The sequence below is a fragment of the Nonomuraea sp. NPDC050022 genome, assembly GCF_044460705.1.
Classification (GTDB): Bacteria; Actinomycetota; Actinomycetes; order Streptosporangiales; family Streptosporangiaceae; genus Nonomuraea.
On record NZ_JBITKE010000003.1, the window covers coordinates 470,616 to 487,592 of the forward strand.

Annotated in this window: 20 protein-coding genes; 12 read left to right on the plus strand and 8 right to left on the minus strand. The window is 68.5% G+C overall.

The annotated features are described in order from the left end of the window. The first annotated feature begins 90 nt into the window (after positions 1-90). The 6 genes from ACIBO2_RS13590 to ACIBO2_RS13615 all read left to right on the plus strand — a co-directional run bounded on the left by ACIBO2_RS13590 (position 91) and on the right by ACIBO2_RS13615 (position 4,778). Entirely contained in the window at positions 91-777 is a 687-nt protein-coding gene (locus ACIBO2_RS13590; RefSeq protein ID WP_357956197.1) for a response regulator, read from the plus strand. After that, the gene (locus ACIBO2_RS13595; RefSeq protein WP_358540131.1) at positions 774-1,610 is read left to right on the plus strand and encodes a glutamate ABC transporter substrate-binding protein; all 837 of its coding nucleotides are present in this window, start codon (positions 774-776) and stop codon (positions 1,608-1,610) included. The genes ACIBO2_RS13590 and ACIBO2_RS13595 overlap by 4 nt, the downstream gene beginning before the upstream one ends. A gap of 95 nt (positions 1,611-1,705) precedes the next feature. Continuing rightward, positions 1,706-2,449 (plus strand): amino acid ABC transporter ATP-binding protein, encoded by a 744-nt coding sequence (locus tag ACIBO2_RS13600; RefSeq protein ID WP_358540128.1) that lies wholly within the window; start codon positions 1,706-1,708, stop codon positions 2,447-2,449. A 9-nt stretch (positions 2,450-2,458) separates the two neighbouring features. Then, on the plus strand, positions 2,459-3,295 hold the full coding sequence (locus tag ACIBO2_RS13605; protein ID WP_358540125.1) for a glutamate ABC transporter substrate-binding protein: 837 nt from the start codon (positions 2,459-2,461) through the stop codon (positions 3,293-3,295). A gap of 2 nt (positions 3,296-3,297) precedes the next feature. After that, positions 3,298-3,966, plus strand: coding sequence for an amino acid ABC transporter permease (locus tag ACIBO2_RS13610; RefSeq protein WP_358540122.1), 669 nt, complete (start codon positions 3,298-3,300; stop codon positions 3,964-3,966). Further along, entirely contained in the window at positions 3,963-4,778 is an 816-nt protein-coding gene (locus tag ACIBO2_RS13615; RefSeq protein ID WP_397297135.1) for an amino acid ABC transporter permease, read from the plus strand. The genes ACIBO2_RS13610 and ACIBO2_RS13615 overlap by 4 nt, the downstream gene beginning before the upstream one ends. Positions 4,779-4,799: 21 nt before the next feature. On the opposite strand, the gene ACIBO2_RS13620 is transcribed toward ACIBO2_RS13615, so the two are convergent. The 4 genes from ACIBO2_RS13620 to ACIBO2_RS13635 are packed head-to-tail and all read right to left on the minus strand — an operon-like array spanning position 4,800 to position 8,065. Next, positions 4,800-5,651, minus strand: coding sequence for an ABC transporter permease (locus tag ACIBO2_RS13620; RefSeq protein WP_397297137.1), 852 nt, complete (start codon positions 5,649-5,651; stop codon positions 4,800-4,802). Further along, positions 5,611-6,438 (minus strand): ATP-binding cassette domain-containing protein, encoded by an 828-nt coding sequence (locus ACIBO2_RS13625; protein ID WP_358540113.1) that lies wholly within the window; start codon positions 6,436-6,438, stop codon positions 5,611-5,613. The genes ACIBO2_RS13620 and ACIBO2_RS13625 overlap by 41 nt, the downstream gene beginning before the upstream one ends. Further along, positions 6,435-6,890, minus strand: a complete 456-nt coding sequence (locus ACIBO2_RS13630) for a MarR family transcriptional regulator (protein WP_358540110.1) — start codon at positions 6,888-6,890, stop codon at positions 6,435-6,437. Before ACIBO2_RS13630 ends, ACIBO2_RS13625 begins: the two co-directional genes overlap by 4 nt. Before the next feature lie 26 nt (positions 6,891-6,916). After that, complete coding sequence (locus ACIBO2_RS13635) at positions 6,917-8,065, minus strand: alcohol dehydrogenase catalytic domain-containing protein (RefSeq protein WP_397297140.1); 1,149 nt, start codon at positions 8,063-8,065, stop codon at positions 6,917-6,919. A gap of 89 nt (positions 8,066-8,154) precedes the next feature. Between ACIBO2_RS13635 and ACIBO2_RS13640 the strand changes: the two genes are divergently transcribed. After that, the gene (locus ACIBO2_RS13640; RefSeq protein ID WP_358540104.1) at positions 8,155-8,742 is read left to right on the plus strand and encodes a helix-turn-helix domain-containing protein; all 588 of its coding nucleotides are present in this window, start codon (positions 8,155-8,157) and stop codon (positions 8,740-8,742) included. Next, positions 8,739-9,233: a hypothetical protein gene (locus ACIBO2_RS13645; protein WP_358540101.1), complete on the plus strand. Its 495-nt coding sequence runs from the start codon at positions 8,739-8,741 to the stop codon at positions 9,231-9,233. The genes ACIBO2_RS13640 and ACIBO2_RS13645 overlap by 4 nt, the downstream gene beginning before the upstream one ends. On the opposite strand, the gene ACIBO2_RS13650 is transcribed toward ACIBO2_RS13645, so the two are convergent. Beyond that, complete coding sequence (locus ACIBO2_RS13650; RefSeq protein WP_397297143.1) at positions 9,230-9,970, minus strand: class I SAM-dependent methyltransferase; 741 nt, start codon at positions 9,968-9,970, stop codon at positions 9,230-9,232. The genes ACIBO2_RS13645 and ACIBO2_RS13650 overlap by 4 nt on opposite strands. A 148-nt stretch (positions 9,971-10,118) precedes the next feature. On the opposite strand from ACIBO2_RS13650, the gene ACIBO2_RS13655 reads away from it, so the two are divergent. From ACIBO2_RS13655 to ACIBO2_RS13665, 3 genes are all read left to right on the plus strand, one after another. Continuing rightward, on the plus strand, positions 10,119-11,273 hold the full coding sequence (locus ACIBO2_RS13655; protein WP_397297145.1) for a beta-1,3-glucanase family protein: 1,155 nt from the start codon (positions 10,119-10,121) through the stop codon (positions 11,271-11,273). Positions 11,274-11,460: 187 nt separating this feature from the next. After that, positions 11,461-11,988: a macro domain-containing protein gene (locus tag ACIBO2_RS13660; RefSeq protein ID WP_397297147.1), complete on the plus strand. Its 528-nt coding sequence runs from the start codon at positions 11,461-11,463 to the stop codon at positions 11,986-11,988. A 184-nt stretch (positions 11,989-12,172) separates the two neighbouring features. Then, entirely contained in the window at positions 12,173-12,835 is a 663-nt protein-coding gene (locus ACIBO2_RS13665; RefSeq protein ID WP_397297653.1) for a DUF4097 family beta strand repeat-containing protein, read from the plus strand. Positions 12,836-12,915: 80 nt separating this feature from the next. On the opposite strand, the gene ACIBO2_RS13670 is transcribed toward ACIBO2_RS13665, so the two are convergent. Genes ACIBO2_RS13670 through ACIBO2_RS13680 form a run of 3 tightly spaced genes read right to left on the minus strand, consistent with a single transcriptional unit; the run spans position 12,916 to position 14,460 of the window. Then, a complete protein-coding gene (locus ACIBO2_RS13670) occupies positions 12,916-13,320 on the minus strand; it encodes a DUF4259 domain-containing protein (protein WP_358540090.1) in 405 nt (134 codons plus the stop codon). 36 nt (positions 13,321-13,356) lie between these two features. Further along, positions 13,357-13,929, minus strand: coding sequence for a hypothetical protein (locus ACIBO2_RS13675; RefSeq protein WP_358540087.1), 573 nt, complete (start codon positions 13,927-13,929; stop codon positions 13,357-13,359). A gap of 60 nt (positions 13,930-13,989) precedes the next feature. Then, on the minus strand, positions 13,990-14,460 hold the full coding sequence (locus tag ACIBO2_RS13680; protein ID WP_397297150.1) for a hypothetical protein: 471 nt from the start codon (positions 14,458-14,460) through the stop codon (positions 13,990-13,992). A gap of 375 nt (positions 14,461-14,835) precedes the next feature. On the opposite strand from ACIBO2_RS13680, the gene ACIBO2_RS13685 reads away from it, so the two are divergent. Beyond that, positions 14,836-16,857, plus strand: a complete 2,022-nt coding sequence (locus ACIBO2_RS13685; protein ID WP_358540081.1) for a tetratricopeptide repeat protein — start codon at positions 14,836-14,838, stop codon at positions 16,855-16,857. Positions 16,858-16,977: the final 120 nt, after the last annotated feature.

Below are 16,977 nucleotides of genomic sequence, written 5' to 3' on the forward strand. Positions count from 1 at the left end.
GCACTGAGCAAAAGGAGCAGAAGGCGATTGGTTGTAACACGACGTCCCTAAGATGCCCGCGTCGATCACAGTCGAGCTAGGAGTGTGGCGATGCCTGGAGCGGCGGACATCACCGTTCTCATCGTGGACGACGACCCAGTCGTGACCGCCGCGTTGCACGCCCAGGTGAACCGTGTCTCCGGGTTCAAGGTGGTGGGGATCGCACACACCGGACAGGTGGCGCTCGCCGCCGCCCACCGGTTCGCGCCGCGGCTGGTACTGCTGGACCTGCACCTGCCCGACCTGCCCGGACTGGAGGTCGCGCACCGGCTGCGGCGCCCGGACCAGCCACCCACCGACGTGATCGTGATCTCCGGCCACAAGGAGTCGGCCGCGGTGCGCGCGGCCATGCAGCGCGGCGCCTTGTACTACCTGGTCAAGCCGACCAGGGCCGGGATTCTGGAGCAGACGTTGCTGCGGTACGCGGCGACGGTCGAGCAGTTGGGCTCGGGCGGCAGGTTCGTCGAGCAGCAGGAGATCGACCGGATTTTCCGCTCGCTGCATCTGGACGCGTCTCCCCGGGCGAAGAGCATCTCGGCGGCGACCGAGCAGGCGGTGCTCGACGGGCTGGCCGCGGCCCAGGACGACCTGTCGGCGCACGAACTCGCCGAGGCCATCGGCGTCAGCAGGGCGACCGCCCGCCGCTACCTGGAACACCTGGTCGAACGGGGACAGGTCGAGGCCAGGCTGAGGTACGGACCGACGGGCCGCCCGCAGCACCGGTACTGGGTGCGGTGAAGCCGGTCAGGGCGCTGCTCGCCGTACTCGCCTGCCTGGCACTGGCGGCCTGCGGCTCCCCCGTAGAGCCCGCGTTCCCCGAGGGCTCCACCATGGCCCGCGTCCAGCGAAACGGACTGCTCACGGTGGGGATCAAGTTCGACTACCCGCTGTTCGGGTTCAAGGACCCGGACAGCGGGCGGATCACCGGGTTCGACGCGGAGATGGCCAGGATGGTCGCCAAGGACCTGACCGGCGGTGAGCGCAACGTCCGCTTCGTGGAGACCCTGCCGGTCCAGCGCGAGGACTTCCTGCGGCAGGGGGTGGTGGACCTCGTCATCGCGACCTACTCCATCACGCCGGCCAGGAGCCAGGTCGTCGGTTTCACCGAGCCCTATTACCAAGCCGGGCAGGACGTGCTGGTCAGAGCCGGGGACAAGCGCATCGACGACGTGGCGGACCTCGACGGCCGGGCGGTGTGCACGACCACCCGCTCCACCTCCCTGGACCGGCTGCGGGACCGCGTGCCCGGCGCCCGGCTGGTGGTGGTCGACAACTCCAGCGAATGCGTGCCCGCCCTCACGGCCGGCCGCATCGACGCCATCAGCACCGACGACACGATCCTGCTCGGCCTGGTGAACCGGCGGCCGGACGCGCTCAGGCTGGTCGGCCGGCCGTTCGGCCGCGAACCGTACGGCATGGGCGTCCGCAAGGAGGACGTGGTGTTCCGCGACTACCTCAGCGGACTGATCGGGCGCTGTCTGCAAGACGGCCGGTGGGATCGGGCGTTCAAGGACACCATCGGCCTGTCCGGCGCAACCGCCGCACAGGCCAAGCCGCCCGTCACTCACTGACGGCCGGTCAATCACTGAGCAGAACGCGCACAACCCTCTGCGTGACACAAGCCGCTCCTACCGTTGCGCCAACGCGGACGGAAGGAGCATCACCCGTGTCCGATCAAGGGCTGGTCGTCCTCGACCAGGTCAACAAGCGCTTCGGCGATCATCACGTGCTCAGGGACGTCGAGCTGAGCGTACGGCGGGGCGAGGTCGTGGTGATCATCGGCCCGTCGGGCGCCGGCAAGTCCACCCTGTGCCGCGCGATCAACCGGCTGGAGGCCATCGACTCCGGCACCATCACGATCGACGGCACGCCGCTGCCCGAGGAGGGACGGCAGCTGGCCCGGTTGCGAGCCGAGGTCGGCATGGTGTTCCAGTCGTTCAACCTGTTCGCGCATAAGACAGTCCTGGAGAACGTCGTGCTCGGGCAGGTCCACGTACTGAAGAAGAGCAGGGCGGACGCCGAGAAGAAGGCGTACGAGCTGCTGGAGCGCGTCGGGATCGGCAGCCAGGCGGGCAAGTTCCCCGCGCAGTTGTCAGGTGGGCAGCAGCAGCGCGTCGCGATCGCCCGCGCGCTGGCCATGGAGCCGAAGGTGCTCCTGTTCGACGAGCCCACCTCGGCGCTCGACCCGGAGATGGTCAACGAGGTGCTCGAGGTGATGACGGCGCTGGCCCGCGAGGGCATGACCATGGTCGTCGTCACGCACGAGATGGGCTTCGCCCGCCGGGCCGCGGACCGCGTGGTGTTCATGGCCGACGGCGAGATCGTCGAGCAGAACGCCCCGGACGACTTCTTCGGCACCCCGCGCAGCGAGCGCGCCAAGTCGTTCCTCGCCAAGATCCTCACTCACTAAGGACGCGTCATGTTTGGAAGATCCCTTTACGCGGTATTCGCCGTCGTTGCCCTGGCCGCCACCGCCACTGCCTGCGGCGGCGGCCAGGACACCTACGACTCGGTCGTGGACAAGGCCAAGAACGACAAGAAGCTGGTCATCGGAGTGAAGGCCGACCAGCCGGGACTCGGCCTGCGGACGCCGGACGGCGGCTTCTCCGGGTTCGACATAGAGGTCGCCAAGTACGTGGCCAAATCGCTCGGCGTCGAGGCCAAGGACATCACGTTCAAGGAGACGGTGTCGGCCAACCGGGAGGCGTTCCTGCAGCAGGGCCAGGTGGACATGGTGGTGGCGACGTACTCCATCACCGACGCGCGCAAGCAGAAGGTCTCCTTCGCCGGACCGTACTTCGTGGCCGGTCAGGACCTGCTGGTCAGGGCGGACGACACGGCGCTGACCGGCCCCGACACGCTGAACGGCAAGAAGCTGTGCTCAGTCGCCGGCTCGACCCCGGCGCAGAAGGTCAAGGAGAGCTACGCCAAGCAGGTGCAGTTGCAGGAGGAGCGGACCTACTCCGCGTGCGTGGACCGGGTGCTCGGCGGCCAGCTCGACGCGATCACCACGGACAACGTGATCCTCGCCGGGTACGCCGCCCAGCACACCGGCAAGCTCAAGTTGGTCGGCAAGCCGTTCAGCACGGAGAAGTATGGCATCGGGCTCAAGAAGGACGACTCGGCGGGCCGCAAGGCCGTCAACGAGGCGCTGACCACGATGTTCGCCAACGGTAGCTGGAAGAAGGCGCTGGAGAGCAGCTTCGGCGGAGCCGGCTTCACCGTGCCGGAGGCCCCGAAGCTGGAGCAGTACTGATCATGGACGCGCTGCTCCTGGAGTGGGACACCGTCGTCGCGGCCTTCTGGATGACCGTGCGGCTGACGGCGGTGAGCGCGCTCGGCTCGCTGGTGCTCGGCACGCTGCTGACGGCCATGCGCGTGGCGCCGCTGGCGACCCTGCGCCGCACCGCCGGCGTCTACGTGGCCGTGGCCCGTAACACCCCGCTGACGCTGGTGCTGCTGTTCACCGGCCTCGGCGTCGGCGCGAACCTGGGCGTGGAACTCTCGTCCGACATCGCGACCAACAACTTCTGGCTGGCCTGCATCGGCCTGACGGCCTACACCTCGGCGTTCGTCTGCGAGGCGCTGCGCGCGGGCATCAACACCGTGCCGGTCGGCCAGGCCGAGGCCGCGCGCTCGCTCGGGCTCGGTTTCCTCCAGACGCTGGGGCTGATCACGCTGCCGCAGGCGTTCCGCGCGGTGATCGCGCCGCTGGGCAGCATCCTGATCGCGCTGACCAAGAACACCACGATCGCGCTCGTGGTGGGCGTGAGCGAGGCGTCGGTGCGGATGCGGGAGATGATCGAGACATACGGAGACCAGGTGATGCAGATCTTCCTCGGGTTCGCGGCCGGGTTCGTGCTGCTGTGCCTGCCCATGGGCCTGCTGTTCGGCTGGCTGTCACGGCGCTTGGCGGTGGCCCGATGAGCGGTGGCCCGGTGAGCTACGCCAACCTCTACGAGACGCCGGGGCCGCGCGGCGCACGGCGCAACCGGGTGCTGGCCGGGGTCATCGCGCTGGTCCTGCTGGGGCTGGCCTATGTGACCTATGTGCGCTTCGACGCCAAGGAGCAGTGGGCGGCCGGCAAGTGGACGCCGTTGCTGCGGCCAGAGGTGTGGACCACCTTCATCCTGCCGGGACTGGCGGGCACACTGGCCGCGGCAGTGGTGGGCGTCGTGCTGGCGGGCCTGTTCGGGCTGGTCTTCGCAACGGCCCGCCTCTCGGACCACCGGTGGATCCGGTGGCCAGCGGCGGCCGTGGTCGAGTTCTTCCGGGCCGTGCCGCTGCTGCTGCTCATCTTCTTCGCCTTCTTCGGGTCCTACGTTTTTGCGGGGACCAACGTCTCAGCCTTCACCGCCGTGGTGTTCGGACTGACCTTCTACAACGGGTCGGTGATCGCCGAGATCATCCGGGCCGGGGTGCTGAGCCTGCCCCGCGGCCAGGCGGAGGCGGCCCACGCGATCGGGCTGCGCAAGGGGCAGGTCATGCGGCTGGTGCTGCTGCCGCAGGCGTTCCGGGCCATGATGCCGGCCGTGATCAGCCAGTTCGTGGTACTGCTGAAGGACTCGGCGCTCGGGTTGATCGTGGGCTACGACGAGTTGGTGGACCGGGGGCTGAACGGGATCGCGGCCAACTTCTCGAACGTCATCCCGGCGGCCATCCTCATCGCGGCCATCTTCATCGGCATCAACCTGTCGCTGGACCGGCTCGCTCACTGGCTGACCCCAGCGACGCAATGAGTTGGCGCTTGACCCGGCGAGTCAGCGCGCCAACCGCCCCAGCAGGCCGGAGGCCGCCGTGATGCCGAGCGCCGCGGCCGCGAGCAGCACCGCGAAGTCCAGCGGCAGGTTCGCAGGGATGCCGAGCAGCAGCCCGCGCAGCGCGTCGACCTGGTAGCTGAGCGGGTTGATCACGCTGATGTACCGCAGCCAGTCGGGCATGACCGTGGTCGGGTAGAGCGCGTTGGACGCGAAGAACAGCGGCATCGTGATGGCCTGCCCGATGCCCATCAGCCGGTCGCGGGTCAGCACGATCCCGGCGATCGTCACCGACAGGCAGGAGAAGAACGCCGAGCCGAGCAGCACGGCCACGATGACCCCGGCCAGGCGCAACGGGTTCCAGGTCATGCTCACGCCCAGCAGCGCGGCGATGAGCACCACGACCACCGCCTGGATCATCGCCTTGACCCCCGCGGCGAACGCCTTGCCGGTGACCAGCGCGGCCCGCGGCGTCGGCGTGACCAGGAGCTTGGTCAGGACGCCCGAGTCGCGTTCCCAGATGATCTGGATGCCATAGAAGATGGCGATGAACATGGTGGACTGGGCGATGATCCCGGGGGCCAGATAGTCCAGGTACGGGATGCCCTCGGTGGGGATCACCTTGATCCGGGTGAAGGTCTCGCCGAAGATCAACAGCCACAGGGCGGGCTGGACGGCGCGGGTGTACAGCTCGGTGCGATCGTGGCGCAGCTTCTGCAGCTCCACCACGCACATCGCGGCGACCCTGGCGGGCAGCACCCGCCACCCGGTGCGGGGACGCGGCGGAACGAGCAGCAGGTCGAAGCCGCTCCTGTCAGCCGAGTCGAGTGGCAGTGGTGCGGGTACGTCGGACATCGCGGAACTCCCCTCCTCCGTCGCCGAGGCCGCTGCCGGCGACGTCGCGGAAGACGTCCTCCAGCGTCGGGGCCGAGCCGTCGCCGAGGCGGGCGCGCAGGTCGTCGGTGAGCTGCCGCGGTGTGCCGAGCGCCCGTACGCGTCCCTGGTGCATGAGCGCGACCCGGTCGCAGTATTGGTCGGCCTCGTCCATGTAGTGCGTGGTGACCAGGACGGTCATCCCGGTGGCGGCGCGTACCGCCATGATGTGCTCCCACACGCTGGTGCGGGCGATGGGGTCGAGCCCGATCGTCGGCTCGTCGAGCATGAGCAGGCGCGGCGCGCTGACCAGCGCCTGGGCGAGTTCGAGGCGGCGTACCATGCCGCCGGAGAAGGTGGCGGCCATCCGGTCGGCGGCGTCGCCGAGCCCCACGGCCTCCAGCGCCTGCTCGACACGGGCCGCCCGCTCACGCCGGGGGACGTCGAAGACGCGGGCGAACAGGGAGACGTTCTCCCGCCCCGTCAGGCTCGAGTCCGCCGACAGTTGCTGGGGTACGTAGCCGAGCAGGCGGCGTACCGCCATCTGCTCGGTGGCCGCGTCGTGCCCGAAAACCCGCACCATCCCGGACGGAATGGGCAGCAGCGTGGTCACGCAGCGGATGGCGGTGGTCTTGCCCGCGCCATTGGGACCGAGCAGACCGAACACCTCACCGGCGCCGACCGTCAGATCAAGGCCGTCCACGGCCCTGGTCTGCCCGAAGGAATAGCGCAGGCCCGTGCAGGCGACGGCCGGTGTGTCGTCACTCATATCATTTCCGCCTCCTCTTGCAGACCCTCGGCCAGCCGGCGCAACGCCGGAAGCGCGGCGGCCAGCGCGACCCGGTCGTCTTCGCTGAGTCGTTCCACCCGCTCGCGAACGAGCGCGGCCCGCCGCTCCTCCCACGCCCGCAGCCGCGCCTCGGCCTCGGGGGTGAGCAGCAGCCGGGCGGAGCGGCGGTCGTCATGACCGATCTCGCGCCGCAGCAGCCCGGCGGCGGTGAGCTGGTTGACCAGCGTGGAAACCGAGTTCCCCGCCAGAAAGAGCTCCTTGGCCGCCGCTGAGACGCCGATGCCGGGGTTGGCGCCGACCAACCGCAGCAGCTCGACCTGGGCGCCACGGAGCGGCGGCCCGGTCATCCCTTGGCGCAGCCGCCGCCGGATGAGCCGCTGGATACCGGTCAGGACACCGACGAGGGCGTCAGGTAGGTCCGCTGTGCTCATACCAAAAGGTTAGCTCTGCTCACGAGCTAATGGGAAGTCCCCAGCCCGGGGTGACTCCGGGGTGATGGGGTCACGTCGCAGGACGACCTTGGTGGTCCTGGCCTGGTAGGCGCTGGGCGCGTCGTCCCAGTCGGCGGTGAGGGTGGTGACGGTTTCGGCGGGGAAGCCGGTGCGGTCGACGAAGTCGAGCAGGTCGGGCAGGACGGCGCGGGGGTGGGAGACGCCGAGGTGGAGGGTGGCGTCGGTGGCGTACATGTGCATGAGCGGTACGCGGGTGCCGGTGGCGAGGTAGTAGCCGACGGCGGTGCAGATTCCGCCGGGCGCCAGGGCGCGGAGGGCTTGGCGGATCCCGGCGGGGCGGGAGGTGGCTTCGACGGCGATGTCGTAGCGGCCTTCGAGGCTTCGAGGCTGCGGGGAGTGCGGGGAGTGCGGGCGCCGAGGGTTTCGGCGATCCGGCGTCGGGTGGCGCTGGCGTCGAGGTAGTCGACCGTGGCGCCGTGGGCGGCGGCCAGGCCGGCGGCGTACAGGCCGATGCTTCTGGCTCCGCCACCGAGGATCAGGACGCGGCCGCCGCCTCGCGCGGTCAGGGGCGGGACGACGGCGCGCCAGGCGTCGGCGAGGTTGTCGCTGGCGGCGGCCACCCGCAGAGCGGGGACGCCGTGCGGAATCGGGACGAGCATGTGGTCGGCGTGGGGGATGCGGAGGGTGTCGGTGATCATGCCGCCCCAGGGGCCGCAGGCGGGGCCGAACCCGAAGGCGGCCAGGGTACGTCCGGCGTGACGAGTGGTGGTGTCGCATTTGGCGGTGAGCCCCCGCAGGCAGGGTGAGCAGGCGCCGCAGGAGATCGACCACGGCACGATCACCCACTGGCCGGGGCGCACGTTGGTGACGCCTGGGCCGGTTTCGAGGACTTCGGCGACGCACTCGTGGCCGATGGCGAACGGTCCACGGAACGGTACCGGGCCGCAGATGCCGCGTACGACCGGATCGATCAGCCCCAGTGTCAGGCCCGCCTGCATGGCGCGGGACACCGGCCGGTGCAGCGGCAGGGTGTCACCGTCGCAGCGTCCGGCGATGAACGGCCGGACGATGGCGTCACCCGGCTCGGTCAGGCGGGGCGCGGGGCGTTCATGCCAGGTGAGACGGCCGCTGCGCACGAACGTGAGTTCCCGCATTGGTCCTCCAGGTTATGACGCTCGTTATAGCCGCACCTCACGGTAAGTTATAACGAGCGTCATAATCAACTCCGAGGAGGGCGTACCCGATGTCACAGACGGATCCGCGATCGCGGATCGTCGTCGGCGCCGCCGACCTGATCCGGCGGCGCGGCCTGGCCGGCAGTACAGTACGGGACCTGGCCACCCATTCCGGCGCCCCGCTGGGCTCGACCTACCACTACTTCCCGCGCGGCAAGCAGCAGTTGGCCGCCGAAGCGGTCCGCTTCGCCGGCGACCTGGTGTCCGGCGTACTGCGCCGGGAACTGGCCGCCGGGCCGGTCGCCGGATTGCGTGCCTTCCTCGGCCTGTGGCGGCAGACCGTGCTCGACAGCGACTTCCGCGCCGGCTGCCCGGTGCTGGCCGTCTCGGTGGAGGAACCACCTGCCGACGCGGCCCCCGAGGCCCTGGACGCCGCCGCCGAGGTGTTCACCACCTGGGAAAACCTGCTGTCCGACTCGCTACGCGAGCACGGCGCCGACACCGCGGTGGCGGCGCGGATGGCCACTTTGATCGTCGCCGCCGTCGAAGGCACGGTCGCCATGTGCCGCGCCCAACGCGACATCACCGCCCTCGACCACGTCGCCGTCCAACTGGAGCACCTCATCCAGACCGCCACGAAAGGACCGGCAGCATGACCGTGATCACCGTGAACACCCCCAAGGGGAGGCTGACGCCGGAACAGCGCCGCCTGCTCGCCCAGACCCTCACCGACGCCGTCCTGGTCCCCGAGGTGGGCCGGCACGCACCCGAGGCGCGCATCGGCTTCCAGGTCCATTTCGTCGAACGCGATGCCGACATGATCGCCATCGGCGGCGCCCTCCTCAGCGACATCCCGGAACCCGCCGACGTCATGGTCGTCGACGTAGCCGTCATGTACGGCGCCTGGCCCCGCGAAACCCGCGCCCAAGCCATCGAAGGCATCCTCGCCGCGCTCGCCGACGCCTGCGGCATGCCGGCTCCCTCGCCCTCCTGGTGGGTCACGTTCCGCGTCATCGACGAAGGCAGCTGGGCAGCAGCGGGCCAGGTCCTGTCCATGCTGTTGTTCCTGGACGCCGACCCCGAACACAGGATCTTCCCCAAGGAACGCGCCGACGCCATCCGCGCCGCGATCGCCACCGCTTCCTAGTATTCGTAGTATTCGTAGTACGAGTTGACCGCGGGCTGGCCGGTGTAGTTTGGGCCGGCTTGATCGTCGGACCCCCGGTAGCGGTACGGCAGATCGATGAGGCGCCGACCCGTCCAGCCGATCCGCCGGGTCCGCCCGTCGTACCTCACGCCCTGCGAGCGCAGCGACGCGGTGAGGCGGCGGCCCGCGGGCGCGCCGTCTTCGAGACGGATGGCGCGAACGTCGAAGTTCGCGATGAACAGTCCGTCGTCGGCGAGCCATGTGCCGACCCTGGCAAGCAGCCCGAGCTTGTCACCGATGTAGTGCAGCCCGTGTACGCAGGTGATCAGGTCGAAGGGACGCTCGGGCCGCCACGTGGTGACGGAGGCGGTGATCAGCCGCAGGCGCGGCGGGCACGATGTGCGGGCGAAGAAGTCGACCAGATCCACACCGACGATCTCAGCCTCACCGCCCCCGCCGCCCTCGCTGTCCTCACCGCCCTCGCTGTCCTCACCGCCCTCGCTGTCCTCACCGCCCTCACCGCCGAGCAGGTCGGCGACCTGGCCGAGGGCGTACCCCGTCCCGCAGCACAGATCGAGCCAACGCACGGGCTCCCCCACGCGCCGCCGGGCACGCAGTGTGTCGACGACGTCGATGCCCAGCTCGCGGTTGTAGCCGGGCAGGCGGCGTTCTCGGTTCATCCGGCAATTGGCCACGACGGGGGAACGTTCGAGCGCGTCGTCGTCGAGCAGATCCACGATCCCACCTCCGCCGACCCACCACTCAGGCTCTTGACAGCCCGCTTTACAGAAAAGAAACTTAACCAAATGCTGCGAGAGAGCGCTCTCTTGACCCTAGGACGGCAAGGTGACCCCGCAGCCGGCACGACCGTGAGGAGCCCGAACCATGATCACAAGACGAACCCTACTCGCCGGCGCGGCAGTAGCCGCCGCCACTCCGGTGCTGGCCCTCGCCCCCCGAGCCGAGGCCGCCACGGTGCTCCCCCTGACCGTCGTCAACCACACCTTCCGGTACGCCAACAGCGCGATCTTCCTCTACATCGTCGGCACCGACCTGGCCACCGGCCAGCAGGTCTACGTCCGCGCGGACGGCACGAGAGTGCCGGTATCGGGCTCACTCAACGGCCCCGACGGTTTCGCCGACCTGTCCATCCCGCTCGCCGCCAACGGCGACACCCGCCTCAACCTGCCATGGATGTCCGGCCGCATCTACGTCTCCATCGGCCAGAAGGTGAAGTTCAGGGTGGTCACGGACGGCAACGGCCGACCGGCGTTACAGCACCCGGCCGGCTGGGTGAGCTCGGACCCCAGCTACGGCGTGCTGCACGACTTCATGGAGTTCACGTTCAAGAGCGACGGCATGTTCTGCAACACCACCATGGTCGACATGTTCAGCATCCCGATGGAGCTTCGGCTCGACGGGCAGTCCAGCCAGACCGTCGGCACCCTCGTCCCCAACGGCCGCGACACCATCTTCGCCGGCATCGCGGCCAACCCCGCCTTCCGGCCCCTCATCGTGGGCGACAACCTCCGGGTGATCGCTCCGGGACACGGCATCGACTCGGGCATCTTCTCTTCCACGTACTTCGATCCGTACATCACGCAGGTCTGGAACATGTACGCGGCGGCCAACCTGCGGGTGGCGGTCGGCGGGACCACGTACACCGGGCGGGTGTCCGGCGGCCAGCTCGTCTTCGACAACGGCATCCGGACGTTCGCCCGGCCGAGCACCCGCGACATCTTCTACTGCAACGGCGCCCTGGACGCCGGCGGCACCTCCGGCCCGGTCGCGGCGATCCTCGGCGCCGCGTTCAACCGCTCGACCCTGCACAACCACCCCGACCAGCCGACAACCGACCGAAGCACGTTCTATCTCACCTCGGTCAGCAACCATTACGCGCGGGTCCTGCACGAGAACACCCGGGACCACAAGGCGTACGGGTTCCCGTTCGACGACGTCGCGAACTACGCGTCCTATGGACAGGACCTGGCCCCAACAGCCCTGCGGCTACGACTCACGCCATTCAACGGGACCGCCTGACACTCCAGTCTGGCGCGGGATCCGACCTGCCAACCATCCGCCTCCGACTGCGGGGCGCTTCCACCAATGGCCTCGTTCAGGTTGCGTGGGTTTCCAACCACACGGCCTCCACGTCGTCGGGGTCAACGCTGGACCTGCCAAGCATGTCCGACAGGAATTGTCGGTCTCCCTGCCTAAGGTCCAGGCTGTGATCACCTATCTCCCGGGCGACGCGACCAACCCGGCCGGCAACGAGCCGCGCATCATCTGCCACATTTGCAACGACGTCGGCGGCTGGGGCCGTGGTTTCGTCCTGGCCATCTCCCGCCGCTGGCCGGAACCCGAGGCCGAGTTCCGCGCCTGGCATCGCTCGGATGCGGGGTTCGAGCTGGGCCAGGTGCGGCTGGTGCAGGTCGAGGAGTCCTTGTGGGTGGCGAACATGATCGGCCAGCACGGCATCCGGCCCACCAAGGAAGGGCCGCCCATCCGCTACGACGCGGTCGATCGGGGCCTGAAAGCCGTCGCCATCAACGCCATCGAGCTTGGCGCGAGCCTGCATATGCCACGGATCGGCTGCGGTCTGGCCGGCAGTACCTGGGACCGGATCGAACCGCTCATCGCCCACCGGCTCGTGACAAAAGGCATCCCGGTGACTGTCTACTCCTGGAGTGAGCGCCCACCGTTCCTCCTCCCGCACCGCTCTCCCCATGAAGATCCACAGGCGACAGGCCGCTGAGCAGGCCGGGCAGGACGAGCTCCTACACCACGGGCACCGCGTTCCATCACCTCGGCAGGGTGGATCCGGGGCCCGGCTGGCTGCTCTCCGCGTCATGTCAGCGGCGGCGTCAGGACGGCGACAGCCCGGTATCAGAGCGGTTGGCGAAGGTGGACATCGAAACAACGCAGCCAAGGAGCACATGATGCAGAAGTTCGACACCCTCGCCCCGATCACCGCCGTCCTGGACATCCCCGCCGGACGAGTCCGCTTCATCGCCGCCGACCGGGCCGAGACCACGGTCGAGGTCCTGCCCGCGAACGCCTCCAAGGGCCGCGATGTGAAGGCGGCAGAGGTGACCACGGTTGAGTACGCCGACGGCGTCCTGCGGATCGAGACTCCGGTGAAGAACCAGTACCTCGGCCCGACCGGAGCCATTGAGGTGACGGTCGAGCTGCCCGCCGGTTCCCGCGTCGAGGCGAAGACGGGCAGCGCCGAACTGCGGACCGTCGGCCGCCTCGGCGACGTCGCCTTCGAAGGCGCGTACCACCAGATCAAGCTGGAGGAGACCGCGAGCCTGCGTCTCACCGCGACCGACGGCGACGTCGAGGTCGGCCGGCTGGGCGGCGCCGCGGAGATCAGCACCGCACGGGGTGACATCCGGATCGCCGAGGCCACCGGCGGCAAGGTCGTGCTCAGCACCCAGTCCGGCGACATCTCGATCAGCGCCGCCGCCGGCGTCTCGGCCTCCCTGGACGCCGGCACCACCCACGGCCGCATCGCCAACACCCTCAAGAACGACGGCACCGCCGAACTCGACATCCACGCCACCACCTCCAACGGAGACATCACCGCCAGCAGCCTGTGACCCGCAGCCTCCATAGGAGAGGTAGACCAAGCCCGGTCACGGCGAACGGCCCCGGTCCATCCAAGTGGACCGGGACCGTTCTAGAGAGCACCGCGAATGCCTTCTATGACGGCCACGGCCTCCGGAGAGGAGCCGCTCTCCTCCCAGAGCTCCAGCCACTCCGAGTCCTCGCCCATCACCCGGTCCAGCCCCCGCACGGCCAGCGCCACGAGTGCGTCATCGATCTCCAGCCGGCCACCTTCCAACAGGAAGTCCGGCGCATAAGGCGAGGTGATCGGCACGCCGCTGCGTTGAGAGGCGACGATGGCCGCTGCCGCGATGGCCTCCGACGCCTCATCGCTGTCCAGATATTTCGTACGACCCGCAGCGGCTTTGAGCGCCTTGCGAACCAGAGCCGGACGCCGCTCAGGTGCTGCGTTGTGCAGATCGCCGCACCAGTCGGCGGCCGAGTCGTTGTCGAACGGTCCCACATTCCATGTGCCCATGGCCGATTCGTATCGGACCTCACCGACATTTAGCCGTCATCCGTCGGCGGGTACGACCTCCCCGCCCTCCCACTCGGCGATGCAGCCTGGCGGGCGGTTCGGCGCGCTGGCATCACGCCGGACGATCTCCGCCAGCTCGGTGGATACGACCCAGAAGTCCCAGGAAACGCGGGCATCGCGGAACTGTGGATCGCTGACGATCGCCTCCGCATAGCTCTTGATCTGGGCGACCTCCGCCTGGCCGATCTTGACCCTGGGAGCCTTGAGCTCGACTATGAGGTGCTCTCGCCCGGAGCTTCCCCGGTGAGCGCGCCCCAGCAGGAGGTCGGCGATGCCCATCCGGCCGTCCTCGCGGCGCACCGGATTGAGCTTGCCGTCTTCCGGCTCCCGGCCGAGCTCTTGGAGATGGCGAACGAGGATCGCATCCAGGCTCCGGTCGCTGACCATCAGGGCGTAGGCGTCGCCGAAGATCCAGGTCTCGCGCTCAAGGATCTTGTGCAGCTCGCTCCGCTCCTTGACCGTCCGGCTGATCTCCGGCTCGAAGACCAGCTTCTTCAGCGCGGCCAGGAAATCGAGCCGGTCACTGACCTGTCCGGTTGCCTTGGTCACTTCAGACAGGCTCGTCCTCTGGAGGATCCGCTTGAGCTCCTCCTGTTCCGACTGAGGCAGTCAGAACAGTTCATCAAGTACCGGATAGAGCCCACTCGGATCACGGGAAATGATCTCTCTGAGCAGCCGCAAGGTTGTCTTCTTGCTCTGCGTCACGCCTGGCAGTCGCCGGGAGATCCGAGTGGCCACTTCGTCGAACATCTCACGTTCGACAGCCTGTGCCGGCTCGGCAGGCTCCTCGGGGTAGGGATAGACCCCCTCGATCTTCCACTCCTGGATGAGCCTGCTTCGGCGCTCTTGGTCGCGTCTCTTGACGTGCGCACGGAGTGTCTCCCGCGCGAGTGCCAAAAGGGGTGCGATCTCGTCCATCTCCGCCAGGGGCAGATCGTCGCGGCGTTCTACCAAGCCGTCCCACAGCAGGTAGGCCGTGAAGTGGTGCCCATAGGACGGAACAGAGCATCCGCCTGGGGAAGAATCTCCGCCGATCGCCCCCGACGATCTCAATCTGATCAGCGCCGAATGGCTGCGCACCCCAGAGGAGTTGGATGCCCTTCTGTTGATCGCGTTCGTAGGCGGACACGCTGCCATGCGTTTCGGTGGTGCGCCGCAGGGGTCCTCTGCCGGCATTCCGACCGGCGCAGGCCAATCATCGCCATAACGTCAACGGCGAACTACAGAGCGCCACGCCCAACATTAATCTCCACCATATTGCAGCATATTTTTTCATCCGTCATTGTTGCAGTTGATGTCTGTATTCCAGGCCCGCGTGACCCGTGAGGGCGGACGGCGAGCCGAGGCATGGATTGGTGTCGAGACTGCGTGATAGCCAGGAGAAAACTGTCGGAAATTGTGTACAACGAGGCGGCTGGGATAGTTCACGGTTCGCTTGTCCAAGCTCGTGACATATTGGGGGGAGTCCATTTCCACGAGGCGGTTTCGCTGCCCCTGCCGAGCCAGCTTCCCCCACGCCCGCGTCTGATCGACCGCGAGGCCGCCATCGCCGAACTCGATGCCCTGCGGGAAGACGTGACGGAGGTGCCGATCACCGCGCTGATAACGGGCTCGGTCGGCGTGGGCAAGTCCGTACTGGCCCTGAGCTGGGCGCACATGATCCGCTCGCACTATCCGGACGGGCAGTTGTACGCCGAACTGCGCGGCCATTCCGACGACGCCCCGGCCACCCCGCAGGAGGTGCTGGGCGACTTCCTGCACGCCCTCGGGATTCCAGCAGAGCTCATACCAGGCGATACAGCCCAGCGCGCGGCGCTGTACCGCACAGTGACTCATGACCAGCGGCTTCTCGTCGTGCTGGACGACGCGTTCACAGCCGCTCAGGTGCGGCCTCTGCTTCCGGCCTCACCGGCGAGCCTCACCGTGGTGACCAGCAGGTACCAGCTGGCCGGCCTGCTGGTCCAGGGCGCCCGCGGGGTGTACGTCGACCGCTTCGACGCCGAGGCGAGCCTCGCCCTTCTCCGGGACGCGCTGGGGAGCGACCGGCTGGACCGGCACCGCGAGGCGGCCTCTGATCTGGTCGAACTGTGCATGCGGCTGCCGCTGGCCCTGAGCGTCGCGGCGGCCCGCCTGGCCGCGCGGCCGAGCTGGCCGCTTCGCGAGATGGTCGCCGCACTGGCCGAGGAGCAGCAGACCTTGGCGGCGTTGACGATAGGAGACGACGTGGCACTCCGTTCCGCGCTCGACCTCTCCTACCGGGCGCTCCACCCTGGCACGGCCCGCCTGTACCGGCTCCTGGGTCTGGTCCCAGGGAGCACGTTCGGCGGCGACGCGGTGGCCGCGCTCGCCGGCGTCCCTCGCGTGGAGGCCAGACGCCTGCTCGGCGAGCTGACCGACGCGAACCTGCTGAGTGACATCCCCGACGGCCGCTATCGCTTCCATCACGCGCTGGTCCGCCTGCACGCCGCCCAACTGGTCGCGGTCGAGGACCAGCGAGAGGCCCGTGAGGGCGCCGAGGGCCGGTTGCTCGCTTGGTACCTCGCCACCGCCGCACGCGCGGAACGTCAGCTCCGGCCGTACCGTACCGGGTTGCCGCGCGATGCCGAACCTCCCCCCGCCGAGCCGACGGACTTCGGCGGCCCCGAGGACGCGCTCGGCTGGCTGGAGTCCGAACGCGCGAACCTGAGCGCCGCCGTCACTCTGGCGCACACACGGGGGCGGGAGGTCTCGGCATTCCAGCTCGCTGATGCCATGTGGCCGCTTTTCCTGTACATGGGCCATCACGGGGAGCGGGTCGGGGTGGAGGAGACAGGGCTGGCGGCGGCGCGCGCAGCGGGGGACGTTTACGGTCAGGCCAAAATGCTGAATCGCCTGGGCCTGAGCCTGAATGACCTGGGGCGATACGACGACGCCGTCGAGCGGTTCGAGGAGGCGCTGGAGATCTGGCGCCGACTTGGCGAGCGGGGCAGGGAGGCCGGATCACTGCGGCGGCTTGGGCTGGTCTCGGCGGCGCGGGGTGACCACGAGGTGGCCATTGCCAGATTCACGGCCTCGATAGCCATGTATCGGGAGTCGGGGGCCGACCGGCAGGCCGCGCTGGGGCTTATGGATCTCGCCGGTGTCCTCGTGGCCCAGGGTCGAGGGCCTGATGCAGTTATCCACCTGGAGAAGGCGCGAGCGCTGCTGCGCGGGGCCGATGATCTTTACAACCGGGCCAGAGTGGGGATCTTTCTCGGGTATGCGTATGCCGATCAGGAGCGGGCGGATCGTGAGCTGCGCTCCGCGCTGGAGATCATGGATCAGCTGGGATCTTCGGTCGGCCGGGCCGCGGCCCTGGAGGGCCTGGGAGAGCTGGCCCGACGTACCGGCCGACCGGAAGAGGCACATCACTGCTATGAGATGGCGTTGGAAGTGCTTAGCGAGGCCGAGTCTGCGATCTATCTCCGACTCAGGGGCCGCCTGGACCATCTCTCTTGAGGGTCCCTTAGCTGAAAACCACCTTCAGCGCCTCCAGGACCCACATCATCATCATTGGGAAGATATGGGGCATTTTCTTACCCTTCTAGAACTTGTCGCGTTCACCGCGGCAAGTGAAGC